General features: G+C 53.0%; 17 protein-coding genes and 1 riboswitch. Of the genes, 4 read left to right on the forward strand and 13 right to left on the reverse strand.

Translation table 11 applies throughout. The features are described 5' to 3' along the window. Nucleotides 1-30: 30 nt before the first annotated feature. The 6 genes from ACFQI7_RS07620 to ACFQI7_RS07645 form a co-directional block, all read right to left on the reverse strand. Nucleotides 31-1,371 (reverse strand): bifunctional folylpolyglutamate synthase/dihydrofolate synthase, encoded by a 1,341-nt coding sequence (locus tag ACFQI7_RS07620; RefSeq protein ID WP_218098664.1) that lies wholly within the window; start codon nt 1,369-1,371, stop codon nt 31-33. Between the two features lie 46 nt (nt 1,372-1,417). Continuing rightward, a riboswitch (ZMP/ZTP riboswitch) is annotated at nt 1,418-1,497 on the reverse strand. A gap of 120 nt (nt 1,498-1,617) precedes the next feature. Next, a complete protein-coding gene (locus tag ACFQI7_RS07625; RefSeq protein ID WP_218098665.1) occupies nt 1,618-2,352 on the reverse strand; it encodes a class I SAM-dependent methyltransferase in 735 nt (244 codons plus the stop codon). 130 nt (nt 2,353-2,482) lie between these two features. Continuing rightward, on the reverse strand, nt 2,483-3,040 hold the full coding sequence (locus ACFQI7_RS07630) for a GNAT family N-acetyltransferase (RefSeq protein WP_218098666.1): 558 nt from the start codon (nt 3,038-3,040) through the stop codon (nt 2,483-2,485). Between the two features lie 270 nt (nt 3,041-3,310). Then, nucleotides 3,311-3,694: a TolB family protein gene (locus ACFQI7_RS07635; RefSeq protein WP_218098667.1), complete on the reverse strand. Its 384-nt coding sequence runs from the start codon at nt 3,692-3,694 to the stop codon at nt 3,311-3,313. Nucleotides 3,695-3,702: 8 nt separating this feature from the next. Then, nucleotides 3,703-4,374 carry a hypothetical protein gene (locus ACFQI7_RS07640; RefSeq protein WP_218098668.1) on the reverse strand — a complete coding sequence of 224 codons (672 nt, stop codon included), beginning with the start codon at nt 4,372-4,374 and terminating at the stop codon, nt 3,703-3,705. Between the two features lie 35 nt (nt 4,375-4,409). Continuing rightward, nucleotides 4,410-5,762, reverse strand: coding sequence for an ABC transporter substrate-binding protein (locus ACFQI7_RS07645; protein ID WP_218098669.1), 1,353 nt, complete (start codon nt 5,760-5,762; stop codon nt 4,410-4,412). A 190-nt stretch (nt 5,763-5,952) separates the two neighbouring features. Here ACFQI7_RS07645 and ACFQI7_RS07650 point away from each other — a divergent pair, with 190 nt between their 5' ends. Then, on the forward strand, nt 5,953-6,858 hold the full coding sequence (locus tag ACFQI7_RS07650) for an AraC family transcriptional regulator (protein ID WP_218098670.1): 906 nt from the start codon (nt 5,953-5,955) through the stop codon (nt 6,856-6,858). On the opposite strand, the gene ACFQI7_RS07655 is transcribed toward ACFQI7_RS07650, so the two are convergent. Further along, complete coding sequence (locus ACFQI7_RS07655) at nt 6,855-8,858, reverse strand: hypothetical protein (protein ID WP_218098671.1); 2,004 nt, start codon at nt 8,856-8,858, stop codon at nt 6,855-6,857. The genes ACFQI7_RS07650 and ACFQI7_RS07655 overlap by 4 nt on opposite strands. 288 nt (nt 8,859-9,146) lie before the next feature. Between ACFQI7_RS07655 and ACFQI7_RS07660 the strand changes: the two genes are divergently transcribed. Next, nucleotides 9,147-9,284, forward strand: a complete 138-nt coding sequence (locus tag ACFQI7_RS07660) for a GNAT family N-acetyltransferase (protein WP_230414868.1) — start codon at nt 9,147-9,149, stop codon at nt 9,282-9,284. 175 nt (nt 9,285-9,459) lie between these two features. Next, complete coding sequence (locus tag ACFQI7_RS07665) at nt 9,460-10,032, forward strand: hypothetical protein (protein ID WP_218098672.1); 573 nt, start codon at nt 9,460-9,462, stop codon at nt 10,030-10,032. 10 nt (nt 10,033-10,042) lie between these two features. On the opposite strand, the gene ACFQI7_RS07670 is transcribed toward ACFQI7_RS07665, so the two are convergent. Both ACFQI7_RS07670 and ACFQI7_RS07675 read right to left on the reverse strand, forming a co-directional pair. After that, nucleotides 10,043-10,585: a DUF402 domain-containing protein gene (locus ACFQI7_RS07670; protein WP_218098673.1), complete on the reverse strand. Its 543-nt coding sequence runs from the start codon at nt 10,583-10,585 to the stop codon at nt 10,043-10,045. 107 nt (nt 10,586-10,692) lie between these two features. Then, the gene (locus ACFQI7_RS07675; RefSeq protein WP_218098674.1) at nt 10,693-11,079 is read right to left on the reverse strand and encodes a VOC family protein; all 387 of its coding nucleotides are present in this window, start codon (nt 11,077-11,079) and stop codon (nt 10,693-10,695) included. Nucleotides 11,080-11,262: 183 nt separating this feature from the next. Here ACFQI7_RS07675 and ACFQI7_RS07680 point away from each other — a divergent pair, with 183 nt between their 5' ends. Then, nucleotides 11,263-11,595, forward strand: coding sequence for an ArsR/SmtB family transcription factor (locus ACFQI7_RS07680; protein ID WP_377516736.1), 333 nt, complete (start codon nt 11,263-11,265; stop codon nt 11,593-11,595). 130 nt (nt 11,596-11,725) lie between these two features. Here ACFQI7_RS07680 and ACFQI7_RS07685 read toward each other — a convergent pair whose 3' ends face one another. The 4 genes from ACFQI7_RS07685 to ACFQI7_RS07700 all read right to left on the reverse strand — a co-directional run bounded on the left by ACFQI7_RS07685 (nt 11,726) and on the right by ACFQI7_RS07700 (nt 17,108). Continuing rightward, complete coding sequence (locus tag ACFQI7_RS07685; protein ID WP_218098676.1) at nt 11,726-13,102, reverse strand: sulfatase-like hydrolase/transferase; 1,377 nt, start codon at nt 13,100-13,102, stop codon at nt 11,726-11,728. Nucleotides 13,103-13,128: 26 nt separating this feature from the next. Further along, the gene (locus ACFQI7_RS07690; protein ID WP_218098677.1) at nt 13,129-14,478 is read right to left on the reverse strand and encodes a sulfatase-like hydrolase/transferase; all 1,350 of its coding nucleotides are present in this window, start codon (nt 14,476-14,478) and stop codon (nt 13,129-13,131) included. An 81-nt stretch (nt 14,479-14,559) separates the two neighbouring features. Continuing rightward, on the reverse strand, nt 14,560-15,441 hold the full coding sequence (locus ACFQI7_RS07695) for a formylglycine-generating enzyme family protein (RefSeq protein ID WP_377516757.1): 882 nt from the start codon (nt 15,439-15,441) through the stop codon (nt 14,560-14,562). A gap of 155 nt (nt 15,442-15,596) precedes the next feature. Further along, nucleotides 15,597-17,108, reverse strand: coding sequence for a sulfatase-like hydrolase/transferase (locus ACFQI7_RS07700; RefSeq protein WP_218098678.1), 1,512 nt, complete (start codon nt 17,106-17,108; stop codon nt 15,597-15,599). Nucleotides 17,109-17,134 lie beyond the last annotated feature (26 nt).

Genomic DNA, 17,134 nt, shown 5'->3' on the forward strand with positions numbered 1-17,134 from the left:
CCACAGCCTTATTGTGGGGAAGCGCTCGGGTCAAAAGCCTTTATATGATTCCACCTTATATAGTATCCACGATCGGACATCGGAAATAAGGTACAGCGTCCCGGAAACCACGGCAAGGTCATCTTTCTTTGTTACATCATAAAGCAATTTCAGCGCGTTCTTCCATTCCGGCTCCACATACATCCGGATTTGCAAATGATGTTCATCGGCGATGCGCCGCGCCAATTGAAGTAGATCGTTTGCAGGCATCTGATTCCGAAACGCCGGTTCGGTAACAATAAGCGTATCGACTAACGGTAACATGTGCTTGAGGTATTCCGTATGCTCCTTCGTATTCAGCATGCCCATCATCAGGTTCAATCGATTATATGAATAGATCGTACGCAGTGCATCCGCGAGCGTCTGAGCTCCTTCCGGATTATGCGCTCCGTCAAGTACGATTCGCGGTTCGCTGGAGACCATCTCGAGCCGGCCGGCCCACTCCGTTCGGGCTAATCCTTCTTCGAGCCCGTACAAGCTTATGCCGTGCCCGGCCCGCAATACCTCCAAAGCCATGAGCGCAACCGACGCGTTCTTGAATTGATGCCGTCCGTTCAGCCAGATTTGCAACCGTTCACGGCGCCCGAACGCGCTCCGGAAGTTGAAAACTTGCTCGTTAAGCTTGGAGGATACCTCCTCAAAATCGAAATCCCGCTTCAACAAATACAGTGGGGAACCTTGAGCTTCACTACGCTGCCGAATGACTCCGATCACTTCTTCCTGCTCCACGCTGCTTACGACAGGGATACCGCGCTTGATAATGCCGGCCTTCTCGTAGGCAATCTTTTCGAGCGAGTCCCCCAATACGGCCATATGGTCATGACCGATATTCGTTATGACGGAAACGAGCGGCGTAATGACGTTCGTCGAATCCAGCCTGCCGCCTTGACCTACTTCCAGGACGACGAAATCGGGCCGAACTTGGGAAAAATAAACGAATGCCATACAAGTCGTCACTTCGAACATCGTAGGGTGACCAAGATCGGACTGCGCGACCTCATCCACTAAAGGCTTCAACCGATTCGTAATCGCAAGCACCTCGTGCTCGGGGATATCTACGCGGCTGCATTTGATCCGGTTCGTGAAACGTTCAATGCATGGCGAGGTGAACGTTCCTACCGAGTACCCGCTTCTTAGAAGCATCTCTGTCAAGAACGCACACGTCGAGCCTTTGCCGTTCGTACCGGCGACATGAACGAATGACAGCCCGCGTTCCGGATGCCCCAGCTTATCGAGCAGCATGTCCATTCGTTTCAAGCCCGGTTTGATGCCGAAAGGAACGATCCCCTCAATCCAATTGACAGCCGTAGAAAAGTCTTTGAAATGATCCATACGTGCACCTCCTAGAAAATAAAAAAGCATTCGATCCGAAGATCGAACACTTTGCCCAGGCGTACGGCTTTGTCCGTATGTGCTCCCTCGTGGTTCACCACGTTTACGCCAGTCGCACATACCAAATATTTACTCTTATTATAGTCGACCGGCTGCAATAAGCAAGGCTTTTTTCAAAGCGAGCCTCGTTCGGTTTCCTTTCATTCCCGTAATCAAATGTGTTTCTTCGCGACGATGGCGATTTCATCAGGCAAATACGATTTCATTGTACTGCCCTGCACTTCCGTTTCGACCATGCGTTCTATTGTAAAACCGGCTTCGGAAATCGCATTGACGATATCGGCCATCGTATGAAAAATTATTGACGGTCGGCTTGTTCACATTGACACCGAACCTTCTTCCGGCTGCGGTTGCGTCAAATCGATAGTAATGCGGCGCTCTGTCGTGATAACGGCGCTTAATCTCCAGCATTCCGTTATTTTCTTGCAACAACTTGCTCAACGGATGCACTCCTGCATATAATACGCGTCCCCCTGGTTTCAACACCCTGTACCATGTCTTGAACGCTTTCTCGATGTCTTCGTACCAGACCAAATAGGTGGCGTAAACGATATCGTAGGCGTCATTCGGGATGGGTGGCAAGGTTTGGGCATCGGCTACTTGAAAATCCACGTCCAAATCCATGATTGCGGCATTTTTCTTAGCGATTTCGATCGCTACTTCGCGAATGTCGCACGCCGTCACCTTTGCGCCCAAATTTGTCCACGTGAATGCTTGGCTGGCATCGCAGGCACAGCAAGTGTCGAGCAGTCGAAGTCCCCGAACATCGCCCAATAGACGAAATTCAAAGGAATCGTCCACCCCGCCTTCGGCAAAAAACTTGTAATAATCGGGCCTGTCTTTCAGAATCGCTTCCATGTATTCCGGGTGGTACGCATCCCACTGCTTTTGGATCATGAGGAGATGGTCGTTTTCTTTCACAAGCTTCACTCCTTCCAGTGGGATTATTATACAAACATGACGCTGCGTACCAGTAGAGAAACTTCCGTTTGAGGTTAAACTTTACCCGTGCATGTTCGAAGCAGGAGCAGTCTTCCCGCCAGTCAGCGCCTTATTCGCTGACCATTCTATACATGAGAATCAAATCGATATAGCTGCCTGAGCCGAGCTTGATTTGCCGCATACGCCTGCCCTCCTCCAGAAAACCAAAACCTTGATAGAGCCGGATCGCATGCTCATTCGTAGAAAATACCTCCAGTCCGACTTTTTCAATGACCGGGTGAGATTCAGCCCAACCCAGCATAGCGGAAATCAATAGCTTTCCAATCCCTTTTCCCCTCCACTGACGAAACAACATCATGCCAAATTCACCATAATGAGCTCGCCGCTGCAAGGAGGGTGTATGAAAAACGAGCCAGCCGGCGACCTCGCCGTTCACCTCAGCGACGATGAACAGTTCCTTTTCGCTTCTGGAGATTTTATCGATTAAACCGCGGTAGCTTTCTTCCGAATTGCGCAATTCATGAGGCTGCGTGATGACAAATTCGTTCTCGTCCACAACCGATCGCTGAATATGATAGGCGTTCAAAGCATCTGCGGGCGCTGCGGACCGGATGACAACGTGCTCTCCCGTTGACAGGATCTTTTCAATAATCGGGATCGTGGCCATGGTTTTCACTCCCTTTCATTCCTATCGATCGGTCGCTATCTTACGGGGTATTTCCGGTCGAATCTAACTGAAACGTGTTGGTGATACCTCCAGGTTACTCGAACAGTTTATTTTATTCATTCCCACTCCGGTTCAAGTCCTCGATAAGGTACAGTAAAATAAAAATATCCGCCATTATAAAATTCCCGGTAACAAAAAAAAGCCTTGGTGAGAGAATGTCACCAAGGGCAAACGATTCGTTTCGTGAGTGATATTGATTCACAATACCGGCTACAGCACTGAGTCAATATCTATGCAGCCGACCCGTAAAAACCCGCTTTCATCCTCATAAGTAAACGCCACCTTGCTGCTGTCGGGACTGAACGACGGATGGGGATGGCCGGGATGATGCTTCCAGCGGTCGATCTCGCACAGAACGGCGGACTTGCCGTTCCGTACGTCGGTTAGCACGATTCGGCTTCGCGTCCCTCCAGGTCCCGTATCCGATACGGTCCAGCGCCCGTCGGGGCTAACGGCAGCGTGCCAATGGACATGCTCGCTGTTGACGCAGCCCCAGCGCTCCCCGTCCTTCGTTACGTAATATATTCCTGTCGGAGTCAGCGGACTGACTCCGTATTTGACGAAATACAATCGCTCGCCGTCATGCGACCACATTTCGTGGCCTACGCATTCGCCGACCGTGCCGTCATCCAGCCGCTTCTGCTTGAAAATATTGTCCGCCTTGCCTGTCTTCGCATCGACAACCCAGATCCGGTCCGGTATGTGCTCGGTCGCTCCTTCATGCGCGTAGAAGATGAGACCGGATAGACCGGATTCACCATGGCGTGGCTCGCTATCGGAAACGGCTTGGCAAACAACGGGTCGATAGCAACGCGCCATTCGCCGGTAGGAACGTCGATTGATAATACAAGCGTGTGCTCCTCCCGGCTGCCTATGACCGATACGGTCATGCAATCGTTTGAGATCGACACGGGACCGACCAGTTTCATCTCTTCATCGACCGTACATATTTCGCGAACGTGAGCACTGTTGTAATCGACGGCAAGAATTTTGTTGCCGACGCAGTAATAGTAATGATCGTCGGACGCGGATGTCCCCGCCTCGTACGGAACGTTCTCGGCCAAAACCTTGCTGCCGCCGGTTTCCGTATTGTACAGCACGTACCGGCATCGGTACGTGTCCGGATTCACGTTCGCCGATACGATCAGGTCGCGGCTGTTGCTTCTCCACGAAGAAGCGGTAAAATACCCGTGAACCGTATGGGATTGTTCGCTGCCGACGGAATGGATCGTGCGGCCGGTTTGCGCGTTCGTTACAAGCTTGGCTGCCAGCATGAAATGATCGCCTTCTTTCCCATTTCGTATATCGTTTATTTAACTTTCAGCTTGGCAATCTGCTGATTGATCTGTTCTTCTGCTTCTCTTAGCGCAGTGTTGACGTCTTTGTCGTTCACGACAACTTCCTTGAATTTCGCTTGCATGACGGGAGCGGCTACGGAATCATATTTCGACACCGGCTTTCTTGTTGGGGCAAGCTGATTTTTAATTAAAGCTTCGCGGTTTTTGCCTTCCAGTATCGGGTTTTCCTTTCCGTACTCCTTCTTGATCTCCTGGTTTTTCAACACGGTCATTCTTCCCTGCTTAATCTCCGCCGTCTGCACTTCATCCGATAAAATATGCGCGATCGCCTGGAAGGCTTGCTCCTTATACTTGCTGGTTTTGGAGATCGCCATGCCGGGGGCGAACATTTGGATCGTTCGGCCGGGAGCCTCCTTGAAGGTCGGGAGCGCGACCACATCCCAGTTGAGGCCTCCTTTGATCGCCTCTGGCAGCGATCCGAAAATCGTCGTCGAAGCGAACATGGCGAGCGTTTTGTCCTTCAAATAATACTGCGACGCTTTTCCGTAATCTTGTGAAGCGAGCTTGCCGCCGTCCATCTCGTAAATCCGCTTCATTGTGCCGAACCAGTTTTTCCACGGATCGGTATTGACCACCGCATTGTCATTCGCGTCGAGAAGCGGCAGAGATAATTGATTGTAAGGGATCAAGATGTTGTCATTGATGCCGATGCCGCGAAACTGCACGCCGTCCACCAGCTTCGTCACTTTTTTGGCCAGCTCGATCGCATCGTCCCACGTCATGCCATCCTTCGGATACGGTACGCCGAATTTATCGAATATATCTTTATTGTAAAACAGCGCCTCCACATTGATCGAGCGGGGCAATGCGAGCAGCTTTCCTTCATTGCCTGCACCTGCATACGCCTTCATATCATCGATTACGGCCGGGTCGATCCGGCCCAGGTCGAAGTTGTATTTTTTGGCGAGCAGCGTCATGTCAAGCGGAACGTCCAAGTCTTTGTACGTAATAATATCCGCACCGCTGTCGAGGAAAAGAATGTCCGGCACCGTGCCCCCCGCCACAAGGTCTTCGATCATGGAGCCTTTCGCCCGTTTCACCACTTGAATCGTAATAAACGGATATTTCTTTTTGATCGGCTCTTCGAACGCGGTTTTGAACAATTCATCCCCCATGCTCGTGTTGAATACCGTGAGCGTGATCGGTTCCGTACTCATCGCCGCAGGCTCGTTCTTGCCTTTATCCGACGGAGCCGGATTCGCATTCCCACCTGCCGGGCCTCCTTGCGCACACCCCGCCATTCCTAGCGCCAGTGACATTACACCGGCCAGCCAAGCAGACCTGCTCTTCTTTGTATAGGTCATATTGAACCCTCCCGATTGATCAAAATAAATAAATTTTTTTTCATTTCTAAGTAAAACGCTTCCAGAATACCAAGGCGTTCGTATATGATTAAACCAAATTTAAAGCGCGTACTACACGCAAGGCATGCTTGCTTCATATCCGATTTTACTATGAGGAATGTGCAATTGAGGTCGTGGGAGGAGGCTCGTGATGAACGTTCATGATTCGGAACCTTTTGTAGACAGCATGGTCAACAATGATTTGAAGGATTTGCCCTTCTTTATTAAACATCGCTGGACCGACTTGCATTTTCGCATGAATTTTCATTCCCACAACGGGTATGAGCTGTATTTCGTCCATGACGGCACCGGCAATTTTTTGACAGACGGCCGGATTTATACGATCGACGGATTCGATATCTTTTTGATCGGAGAGAACGAGATTCATAAGCCGATTCCCGCCCAAGGCCGTCCGTTTACCCGGACCGTCATTAATTTTTTGCCGGAGTTTCTGCATTCCAGCACCAAGAAGAAGTGGCTCGAGATGTTCGAGAGAGCGCACCATCCGGATAAGATGCACATCCGCTTGAATGCCAAGGAGCATTCGCACATATCCGCTATATTGTCCCGCATGCACGAGGAGTACTCTACCCGGGAGTATGGCTTCGACCAAATGCTCGGCGTTTATTTGAACCGGCTGCTCTTCGAAATTTATCGGCTGCTTCATTCCGGCAAAGAACCGGATTCCAAAGCGTCCGGCAGCTCCACCAATGCCATCGTCGAAAACGTCATCAACTATTTATCCGAGCATTATGCCGAAGACGTTTCTCTCGATGAGCTCGCCAAAATGTTTTTCATAACCCCTTACTACTTATGCCATCTGTTCAAAAAAACGACCGGCGATACGATTAGCAAATTCATCCTGTATACACGCATCCACCATGCCAAAAGGCTGCTAACCCGCTCGGACCTGACCATTTCGGATATTGCGATGATGGTCGGCTTCAACAGCTACCCGTATTTCGGCATGATCTTCAAGAAACACGTGGAAATGACGCCGAAGCAGTTCCGCACAAAATATAGACAGACAAGCCCGAACGGGCTTGATCCCGGTTAATTCCCGGTCAGTGCCCTTAGCTGCGACCAGACGCCGGGTGTTCCAGATGCCGTGCATACCCAGCCGGTGACGATATACTTACTCCCGGCCGCCCCCGTTTCGACCGGTGCTTGATTATAAAGCACATCTCCCGTGCTCCAGGCGTATTCCGTCGGCGCCGAAGGCGCCTCGTACTTTCCTTGGCTTGCACGAATATGCCAGCTGCCTTGATCGAAATAAATTTGGCTCACGTCGTTGCTCCTGTATTTGCCGATCGAAAAGCCGGGCCTTACCCCGCTTCGAACATATAGGAGCGAGTGAGAACGAACCCTGGATACGGTTGTATTCGCTCCGTTCACGACAACCGCCCGTGTCGTGGTGCCGGTGACGGCCACGTTATCGACGATACCGAAGTCGCCGTTCATTTGCACGCCGTATCCGCCTTTGCACTCGATGATCGTATCTTTTATCGTCACTTTGTTATGATTGGGGTTCACAATGAATGGGGTATTCGCCTCAATTACCCCGCCCAGTACGGTCACGTTCGCGTCAAGCGCCGTCTGCGCGTCTCTTATGAAAATCCCGGTGTGGGACGTATCGTTCAGATTGACGATGTCCGGGTAGATAACCTTGTGGTATCCCTGCATCCCGTCGACATACTCGAATTTGATCCCGTACGGATTCCAGCAGCGGATGACCGGGTTCACGATATCGACCTCTTTGGACTTGCCTTTAATGACGATAGCGCCTTCCGTGCTGCCGGGCAGCGTACTGACCTTGGCCTGAATGACACCGCGTTCGACGGAAAGAAACTCGATCGCCTGGTCATCCACTTCGGTTAAGCTCCCGGTGACCGTAATATCGTTGCACTCCGAAAACTGCACCGCCTCCAGCCGGTTCCCGCCCGTAACGTTCGTTTCCCGGTTGTAACGTCCGCTGCCGACGGATTCGATATGGAGCCGGACGTTCCGGCTACCGTAAATGGTGCTGTCTCCTGTCAAGCTGCCGTTACATAGGGCGTCGATGGTCGCATTTTGAATGCCGTTGGCGCGTATAACCTTCACGGAAGAACCGTCCGTTTGGCCGCACCTTGCGGCAGTGACGCCCAGCCTGACGTTGTTGCTGTCCTGCAGCACGACCGTGTGCGTGGACAGCAAGTCCGTCGCCTGCACCCGCAAGCTTAGATCGCAGCACTTCGAGACGGCGATGCCCGAGCTGGACGCTACCCGCACCCCCGTCATGGAAACGCTTACCGTTCCGCCGATACAACGGCTGACGGACATGCCGACGGAATGAAGCGACAGCCCTTCGGAAACGTGCAGCGTATAGGGGCGAGTGATTCGAGCCACCGTAACTCCAGTCAAGCTGAACATGATGTTTCGGTCGAGCGTCAGAGTGCCTTCGGCCGCAGCAACGACTTTTGCGATAAACTTTGTCGCGGCATAGCGGCTCGGCGTATAAAGCGAATGCGCGATCGTGCCCGCTATTTCGACGAAGTCGCCGGCCGCAGCGGATACGGCGGTTGTCAACCGATAGTCCCCTGCCGTCACATCGCTTGCCGCCCCCGCCGCGCCTGTCGGCGCATCGAGCAGAAACGTTCCGCCGCCGTATAGGCGTACTCCTTCGGCGATCAGCGCCACGTGCTTCCCGCTGACCGTCACATTGCCTGTGACGTAATACGCGCCGGCAGGAATATAGACCGCTCCTCCCGTTTCGATCGCATCGAACGTCTGCTGGAACGGCAGCGTATTGTTCGTCGGATTCGGATTGAACGTTCCGTCGGCCAGAAAGTAATCGGCCTTCGCTCCCTTGTCCTTCACGTTGTACTCGGTGCAGCAGCCCAACGGCGGATCGCCGTTATTGCCGTACACCGAATCGGTTACGCTCTGTCCGGCCGCCGCGTTCCCCATCCCCGTCAACGTACTCCCCGCAATCAAACCGATGCCTGCCGCGCCTAAACCTGTAAAAAATGTTCTTCGGCTCATCGATGTTGTTTCTTTCTTATCGCGTTCCAGCTCCATATACCCTCCTTGTAACCGAAATATCAAACCTTACATCCATCCGAATCCCCCTTGCTGGTAATTCCCACCGCTGTACTTTTGATTATAGAAAAAGCAACCGTATCCAAACATTTCATTATTGCTGTAAAACTATAATGAAATTGTTCTGTTGCTTATAATCATTTTTTCCAATGAATATGGCTGCCGCTTACCTTATAATCGGAGTAGCATCGGGCATGGCGTACCTCAATTGGAGAAATATCTTCGTTTAATGGAGAATCCAACGTACAGCATGAGCTCTATCTGGTCGTGGTCGATCCGAATAATCAAGTAGCTGCATTTGCCAATGTTTGGCATGATAAACCCAACCATATAGCCGTCATCGAGCCTTTCGGAACGAAAGAAAGCTACAGGAGAAAAGGGCTGGCTAAAGCATACGCCGGTTAATAGCTCTTGGCGCTCTCAAGCTGTACATCAACCATGAAGGCTTATGGACGCTCGATCCCGAGCCTGACGATGCCTTGCGGGTATATCTGAAGGCAGGCTTTGAAGAGCGGGGGAAAAATGTTCGTGTGGTGTAAAAGTAGCTCATTGTAGCTAGTGAGTTGAAAGGAGAGTTTGCATGAGTCATTGTTACTATATCGGTTCCCCCCGTGAACTGCCTCTGGGAGAACGGGGAAGCGTAAAGTCGGCGGAAGATAAGAGCGGCAGCAAGCCGATCAAATCAATTCGATTTAAATCGGCCGTCATTCCTGAAGGAAGCATCCCGCTCGATCAGATCCTCGACTTATCCCATGTTCAAGCCGACGAAACAGCGATATACGATTCCCCTGAACGCGCAGCGGGAATTATTATTCGAGCGCTTCAGCCGTGGAACGAAATGATCACGCGGCATTTTACCAATTCTTACGTCTGTGAACTCTACCCCAATTGGGGAAAATTCAATTTGAGTCCACTACTGATGACGTTGTACCCGGAAGAGTACGAAGTGAATCTCAAATGCATCAAGGAACTGTTTCGGCTCATTCAAGATTATGGGAAAAATCATGAAACGTTTGAGATTTACACTTGTTCGATAGGAAATGAACGGCGTCAAAAAAACGATGCCCCTCATCGGGTGATCGATCTAGCCCAATATCGGATTGAAGACTATTTTCATTTAAGAGAAGAGCAGTATGTTCAGGTTCGTACATAGGGAGTGCATTTCATGACGTTGCATGTTTGACCAATCCCAAAAATCTTAGTGTTTCTGCCATCATGAGATTATTTTCGTTCTGCAAGTTTTTGACTAATTGTGCAGCCGTCTCTTTGGCCGTTATATAGTCCTCTTCGGAGACGGTTCCTTTTTCCAAGGCATCCTCTAATTCATCTGCATCCAATACATAGACGCATCCATCAGGCAAATAAACAATATCCAAGTAAAGATCTTCGATATATGGGACCCCCGCTTCCGTTAACCCCATATCTTTAATCAAATCGATATACCACTGAACGATGTTGCCATGGTTATCTATTGATGCCGTCACCGCGAACTTGCGATGTATCGGGAATAGCATTAACCACTCGTAATCGTTATCTACAATGCACAAATCGCCGCCCCCGTAATTTACGCAAATCGGCTCTTCGACTTTTTTTAAAGTCAGTAGGGAGACATAGCCGGTAAACGACGCTTCTTCAACGTACATTTGCACATAGCTTTTTTCATAGATTCGAAACCATCCCGGTTCGTCGGCGAACTTCTTTTTCATGGCGAGCCCCCAATATTAACTAACTAATACGTTACATCCACTGCATCGCTACAGCCCTTGAACTACGCTCCAAATAAGCAATCAAATATTGCCGCCACCAGTATGAACTATTTACGTGAACGGACGGGCTGATGTACGTCAAACATATTTCCGAAAGGATCGTAAAACGTAAAAAACTTGCCTATGTTCCCCTCGTCAATGATTTTCCCCACTTTTGCCCCCAGTTGCAGGAGGTGCTCGTGAAATCCAACGATATTTCTCACTCTAAAACCGATCGTGTAGTGGTCCTCCCCGTTAACAAGGAAAGTCGCCGATGTATCGTCAGCGGTCTTTACCAAAAACAAGCTTGGTCCCATCGCAAAATCAACATAGGCAAGATCTTTATTTCTAAAACCTAGTTTCGCCCCCAGTTTATTGCAATACCAGTCCAAAGCTTGTTCCAAATCGGAAACGGGAATTTCCGTATATTCGATTCCTTCAATATATGGAGTCATTGTTTTCGTCCTTTCCAATGTTATTTTATTTTGGCGAATATCACCTCATCATAACACAATTGGAAATAATATGAATTAGAATCCTACAGCTCATGTTTGTGATATATATCGAGAGATATCAATATACCTTGACAGGAATATTCCATATTATGTATATTTAATAGTATGAAGGGAGAAATGCGTATGGGCGGGAAATTAACAACTTTGAGCGCACTTGCTGAGCCCAATCGCTTGCAAATTGTCGAGCTTTTGCGCAACGGACCGCTTACGGTAGGGGAAATTGCCAACGAGCTTGGACTTCGCCAGCCGCAAGCTTCCAAACATCTTCGTGTACTAAGCGATTCCGGGCTTGTCGAGGTACATCCGGACGCCAATCGGCGCATATACAGGCTGCGGGCCGAACCGCTCGTTGAGCTGGACACGTGGATGGAGTCTTTTCGCCGCATGTGGGAAGAACGATTCGACCGCCTTGACGATTATTTGCGGGTGCTGCAGGAAAAGGATAAAAAGGAATAGAACGGATCTTGGATGCCCCCGATGCTGTATGATCATGACGGAACACAAAAAACAATCCGCGCACCTTCTCAGGAAAGGGCTGCGGATTGTTTTTGTATTTTTACACTAATTACCAAATTAACGAATCAAATTATATCGCTTCGACCGACGAACTGCCTTTATCGGTTTCCCTCAATAATCGCAGCTGCTCCTGCTGAAACTGATGCGCCCGCGTATCCTCCAGCTCCGGCGAGCAAATGCGTCGAAGTTCGGTCTCAAGCTCAACCGCTTTTTCCGGATATTGCGTGAACACGTTGTTCAGCTCTTCCGGGTCTTCCCGCAGATGGAACAACTGATGCGGCGCTTCGGTATAATAGATCAGCTTCCAGTCTCCCTTGCGGATCAGGTAAGCCCCCGATCTCGTGCCATGCCCATGGTATTCGGAGAAAACAACTCGCTCCGCGTCCCGTACGCTCACCGTTTGCAGCGGTTCCCCGGCCCAATGCTCCGGTCTTATGGCGCCTGCGGCATAAAACAGCGAGGCTTGCACGTCATGCGTATCGACAGGCGTTTCTACCCGTTTGCCTTTGGCAAAGTCCGGTCCGGCCGCAATGCACGGAATTCGTACGGAGTCCTCATATAACGAGCATTTCCACCACATGCCGAACTTGCCGAGCATCTCCCCGTGATCCGATGTATAAATGACATTCGTGCTTTCTTTCAGTCCGTTCTCCTGCAATACACCGAGCAATCTTCCGATTTGATCGTCAATAAACGCCACATTGCCCAAATAACCTCTTCTCAGCCCGCGCACCTGCTCTTCGGTAAACAAATCCGCTTCGAAGTGACTTCGCAAATCGCTCGCATACGGATGATTCGCGCTTGCTTCCTCTTTTCCATAGCGGGGCAGGTCGCCACCCTCGGGATACAAATCCCAATACTCCTGCGTGTTCCACTGCGGGAAATGCGGATTGAGCAAATTAATGGTCAGGCACCATGGCTGCTCTAACGTCGGGGCCACTTCACGCAGCCACTGGAGCGCATCGTTTATTACTTTTAAATCGCCGTCAAAAGCGGTTTCTTTTACGCCGTAGCCGTCCGCACGCTGTGCGGCATCTTTGCGGACCGCGAGCGGCCTGCGGCTGAAGTTCGTGTCGCCGGGCTTCTTCTGGTCTTTGCTGTGATGAATTTCCGAGAAGCCGAGCCGCTGGCCTGCGTCATATACATGCGTTTTGCCGAAATGGACGGTATAAACGCCTTGATCATGCAGCACTTTGCCGTAGGTCGGAAAGTCGGTTCGCAGCCCGACGTTGCAGTTGCTGTACGTTTGCAGCTCATGCACGCGCAAGCCAGCCATAAACGCGGAGCGGCTCGGCGAGCAAAGCGGCGAAGGACAATACGCATTCTCGTACACGGTGCCTTCCGCCGCCAAACGCTCCATGTTCGGCGTGCGAAGGAAGGGATGGCCGTACACGGCAGAATAAAACGGATTATGCTCGTCGGACATGAATACGATGCTGTTGCTCATTCGGTATTCCTCCTTTGTCGGGTAGCCTAAAGCCGGGTTTCCTGCTCCGTTACGCGGCGTTGGCCGCTCTTCTTCTCTTCGGCAGCAATGATCTCCGCAGGCGCCTCGCCCGCTTCGGCCATACGCTGCAGCAGCCGCTGCCTGAGCACTTCGGCGGTCTGCCGGTGCGATTGAAAGCCGATCAGATTCGTCAGCTCATACGGATCGGCCTGAAGATCGTACAGGAACTCCTCCGCATAAGCGTCGGACGAAGCGCTGTTCCGGTTTGAATCCGGGGCGGACACCGAATATTTCCACCGCTTCGTCCGGATCGCGCGGCCGGTCTGCGCTTCGCTGATTTGCACGAAGACGTCTTCCGGCCAGTCGGCTGTCTCCCGGCGCAGCAGCGGCATAAGGGATCGGCCCTGCATCGAGGCGGGAACCGGAATGCCTGCGGCATCGAGCAGTGTCGGCGGCAAATCGATCAGACTGATCAGCTCGCGGATTTGCCCCCGGCTCGTAAAGCCCGGTCCGGTAAATGCCGTCGGCACGCGAATCGAGCTTTCGTGGCACGATCGCTTGTACTCGCCGTTACGCGTCTTGAAATGGTTGCCGTGATCGGAGGTGAACAGTACGACCGTATCGTCCGTCAGCGCCAAACTTTTCAAAGTGTCGAGCACGCGGCCGAGCGCTTCGTCGAGACGTTTCACCATGCCGTAGTAGCCGTCCAAATGCTGTGCGCTCGTACCCCCGAGCGCCGCCAAATCCGGCGGAGTCCATCGGCCCGTATAAGCATTCGCGTACACGTCGGGCGAAGGGTAATCGTCCCGGTGGTTTTGATGGTGCGGCTCGAGGAACGAAACAAACAGGAAGAACGGCTCGTCTTGATGCCGGTCGACATACCGGATCGCCGCATCCGTCAGCGCATCTACCCGGTAGCCGGGCAGCTTCACACGCTCGTTGTCGTTGTCGAACACAACGGTATCGTACGCATCCGATGTCCGTTCCAGCGCATTGGCCGCAAGCCAATACTCATAGCCGCCCCGCTTCGATTCGGGAACCGGATTCTCGTCGGCCAAATGCCACTTGCCGATATACCCCGTCGTATAGCCGGCCTCGCGGAAATAATGCGCCAGCGTCTTGGACCCTTCCGGCAGCGGAATCGAATTGCGGAAGCAGCCCGTGGTCGTCGGATATAGGCCGGTTTGCAGCGCGGACCGGGCAGGTCCGCATACAGGCTGGCATGTAAAAGAGTGGTACAAGTGCGCACCGCTCGCCGCCATGCGGTCAAAATTCGGTGTGAGACCCAGCGGATTGCCGTGTGCTCCTGTCGTATCCCAGCGCTGCTGATCGGTAAAAAAGACGATAACATTCGGTTGTGCATTTCTTTTCGCCATGACCCGTACACTCTCCTCTAACCCGTTTGCTATTATTTTACTTCAAGCCGCCCAACATTTACATGATAAGCTGCCTCATTCTTAAGGGTCCCGCACACAGCGGAAGCCGAGATTGCCGGTCGAGCTGTCCGGCGTATTGGAGCTGCGCGCAGCGACCCGGTACCGGTTGCAGTACGACTTGTGGCACAAGTAAGATCCACCCCGCATCACCCGATTCACGCCGGTTTTGGGGCCTTTCGGATTTTTCGCCGAACCGGCCGCCGCTGCAGGGTTCGGGCTGAACCAGTCCGAACACCATTCCCACACATTGCCTACCACGTTGTATAAGCCGTAACCGTTCGGAGGAAAAGAAAGCGCAGGCGCCGTCCCGATATAGCCGTCGCTTGCGTTATTTTTATCGGGGAACTTTCCTTGCCAAATGTTGCATAAGTACTCGTCGCCCGGTTTCAGCAAATCGCCCCACGGATACCGTTTCTGCACCAGCCCGCCCCGGGCGGCGTATTCCCACTCCGCTTCCGTCGGCAGCCGTTTGCCGGCCCAGCCGCAGTACGCGGCGGCATCGTTCCATGACACGTGAATCGCCGGGTGGTCCATCCGTTCGTCGATGCCCGTGCCCTCACCCTCCGGCTTCCGCCAGCTTGCCCCCGGGACGGCGAGCCACCAGGGGACTCCAGGTACGCTCGCGGCATCCGCCTTGCGGGCGGAATCCGGAACAAACAAATGAAACACGAACGACCATCCGAATCGTTCCGCCTCGGTTACATATCCCGTATCCCGCACGAAATCCGCGAATTCTGCGTTCGTAACCGTCGTTTTATCGATATAAAACGGGGAAAGCTCCACCTCGCGGACCGGTCCTTCCCCGTCGGCCGGAAAGCCTTCCGTATCGTCGGTGCCCATAAGGAATGTGCCGCCTGCCAGATACACCATCGATTGCGCTGCGCTTGCGCCGATTCCAGCGATAGTTGCTCCAGAAGGCGAAGCAACAAGATCGTTCCGCCGCTCAATCCCTCCATGGCCTTGGATCGCCAAGGCAGCGGCCGCCTCCGCTTCAGCCCTTTCATTGCCGCGACGACCTATGGAGCAGCATGAAAGCTTATGTACATGTTCCGCCACGGTCAAGCTCCCTCCTTTGTCCCTGCGATCTCCCGCTGCGCAGCGCCGGTTGCATCAGCGCCGGGGACCGCCTCCGGATTCCACACCTCATGCCGCTCCAGCCCGACCTGTTTGCCCCATTGGGCGAGGAAGGCCTGATCCGCATGACGCTGCAAGGAGGACGAGATCAGCGAATCCGGGTCCCAGCCCTGCAGCGCCAGTCCGATCAACCGCTGCACAAGCTCCCGGTACTCTTCAAGTTCAGCCAAATTCGTCGTTTCGTGAGGATCGCTCTGAAGATCGAACAACTGCACAGGCGGGTAGTTATGGTAGTAAACCAGCTTGTACGCGCCTTGCCGGACCATGCGGATCGCCGAATCCTGCGGCGTCAGCAGTTCGCCGAACACCGGCGGTTCCTGCTCCCACACCGTTCCGGCCTGATCCGTGCCGAACAGCAGTGGAGACAAATCGTTCCCGGTCAAGGTGGATGGCGCCGGCGATTGCGTCGCCCCGAGGAAGGTCGGCGCCAGGTCGACCAGGCTAACCGGCGTATCGACTGCTGCGCCTCTGACGATTCCGTCCGAACCGCTGTGCCGCAGCGGATGCCAGATCATCGGTACGCGCAGCGCGCCCTCATAGAAGCTGCGCTTCCAGAACATGCCCTTGTCTCCTGCCATCTCCCCGTGATCGGATACGTAGACGATCCAGGTGTCCCCCGGCAGCGCCGCCGACGCTTCGACGATCCGCCCGACCAATTGATCAAGCCGATTCACGAGGCCGATATAGTTGGCCCTTGCCTCGAACAGCTGCCCGGGCGTAATTTGCTCCGCCTTCAGCCGGCGAAACCAATGATCGAGCCACGGATGACGGGGAAGCGAATCGGGAGGAATCGGCGCATCGGCCGCTTCCATTGCCCGAACCGCCTGCTCATACTGCTCCGGCGGGCTGATGAACGGGTGATGCGGTCCATACAGCCCGACCGTAATGAACAAAGGCCGAGCCGCCTCGCGGCTGCGCCCGGATACGTATTGTTCGTACGCCTGCGTCACCTGCTCGTCGTACTCCAGCACCGGGCTGTTGCCGGGGCCGGCCGTTTCGATGGAGCGCAAGCCTTGGCCCGACGTGCCTTTCAAATCGCCGTACGCCGTAGACGGTCCGCCCAAGTAAGTCGGCGTAATATCGCCGACGAGCCGGTGCTCGTACCCGTGCCGCTGATCGGGCCCGACGAAATGCATGCGGCCGCACAGCACGGTTTCGTAGCCGCCCAGTCCAAGCCCGTGCACAAAGGTCGGAATGTCCGATGCCAGGTGATCGCTGTTGGCGAACACGCCGGTTTGATGCGGGTAGCGTCCCGTCAGCATGGACATGCGGGACGGGACGCAAAGCGGGGAATTGCAGTACGCATTCGTAAACCGCACGCCGCCTTCCGCCAAACGATCCAGGTTCGGCGTACGTACCACGCGGTTACCCGCGCAGCCCATATAGTCCCCCCGGTGCTGGTCCGCTACGATAAATACGATATTCGGCTTGCTCATCGAACGATCTCCTTCCGTTAATCCAT

This window comes from Paenibacillus allorhizosphaerae, from assembly GCF_042659105.1.
Lineage (GTDB): Bacteria > Bacillota > Bacilli > Paenibacillales > NBRC-103111 > Paenibacillus_G > Paenibacillus_G allorhizosphaerae.

What these genes read in the sequence shown, in the direction of transcription:
- ACFQI7_RS07650 (WP_218098670.1), top strand. Translation starts at nt 5,953, where the DNA reads ATGAACGTTCATGATTCGGAACCTTTTGTAGACAGCATGGTCAACAAT.
- ACFQI7_RS07635 (WP_218098667.1), bottom strand. Translation starts at nt 3,694, where the DNA reads ATGTGGTCGCATGACGGCGAGCGATTGTATTTCGTCAAATACGGAGTC.
- ACFQI7_RS07690 (WP_218098677.1), bottom strand. Translation starts at nt 14,478, where the DNA reads ATGGCGAAAAGAAATGCACAACCGAATGTTATCGTCTTTTTTACCGAT.
- ACFQI7_RS07685 (WP_218098676.1), bottom strand. Translation starts at nt 13,102, where the DNA reads ATGAGCAACAGCATCGTATTCATGTCCGACGAGCATAATCCGTTTTAT.
- ACFQI7_RS07700 (WP_218098678.1), bottom strand. Translation starts at nt 17,108, where the DNA reads ATGAGCAAGCCGAATATCGTATTTATCGTAGCGGACCAGCACCGGGGG.
- ACFQI7_RS07680 (WP_377516736.1), top strand. Translation starts at nt 11,263, where the DNA reads ATGGGCGGGAAATTAACAACTTTGAGCGCACTTGCTGAGCCCAATCGC.
- ACFQI7_RS07670 (WP_218098673.1), bottom strand. Translation starts at nt 10,585, where the DNA reads ATGAAAAAGAAGTTCGCCGACGAACCGGGATGGTTTCGAATCTATGAA.
- ACFQI7_RS07675 (WP_218098674.1), bottom strand. Translation starts at nt 11,079, where the DNA reads ATGACTCCATATATTGAAGGAATCGAATATACGGAAATTCCCGTTTCC.
- ACFQI7_RS07655 (WP_218098671.1), bottom strand. Translation starts at nt 8,858, where the DNA reads ATGGAGCTGGAACGCGATAAGAAAGAAACAACATCGATGAGCCGAAGA.
- ACFQI7_RS07645 (WP_218098669.1), bottom strand. Translation starts at nt 5,762, where the DNA reads ATGACCTATACAAAGAAGAGCAGGTCTGCTTGGCTGGCCGGTGTAATG.
- ACFQI7_RS07630 (WP_218098666.1), bottom strand. Translation starts at nt 3,040, where the DNA reads ATGGCCACGATCCCGATTATTGAAAAGATCCTGTCAACGGGAGAGCAC.
- ACFQI7_RS07620 (WP_218098664.1), bottom strand. Translation starts at nt 1,371, where the DNA reads ATGGATCATTTCAAAGACTTTTCTACGGCTGTCAATTGGATTGAGGGG.
- ACFQI7_RS07640 (WP_218098668.1), bottom strand. Translation starts at nt 4,374, where the DNA reads ATGCTGGCAGCCAAGCTTGTAACGAACGCGCAAACCGGCCGCACGATC.
- ACFQI7_RS07665 (WP_218098672.1), top strand. Translation starts at nt 9,460, where the DNA reads ATGAGTCATTGTTACTATATCGGTTCCCCCCGTGAACTGCCTCTGGGA.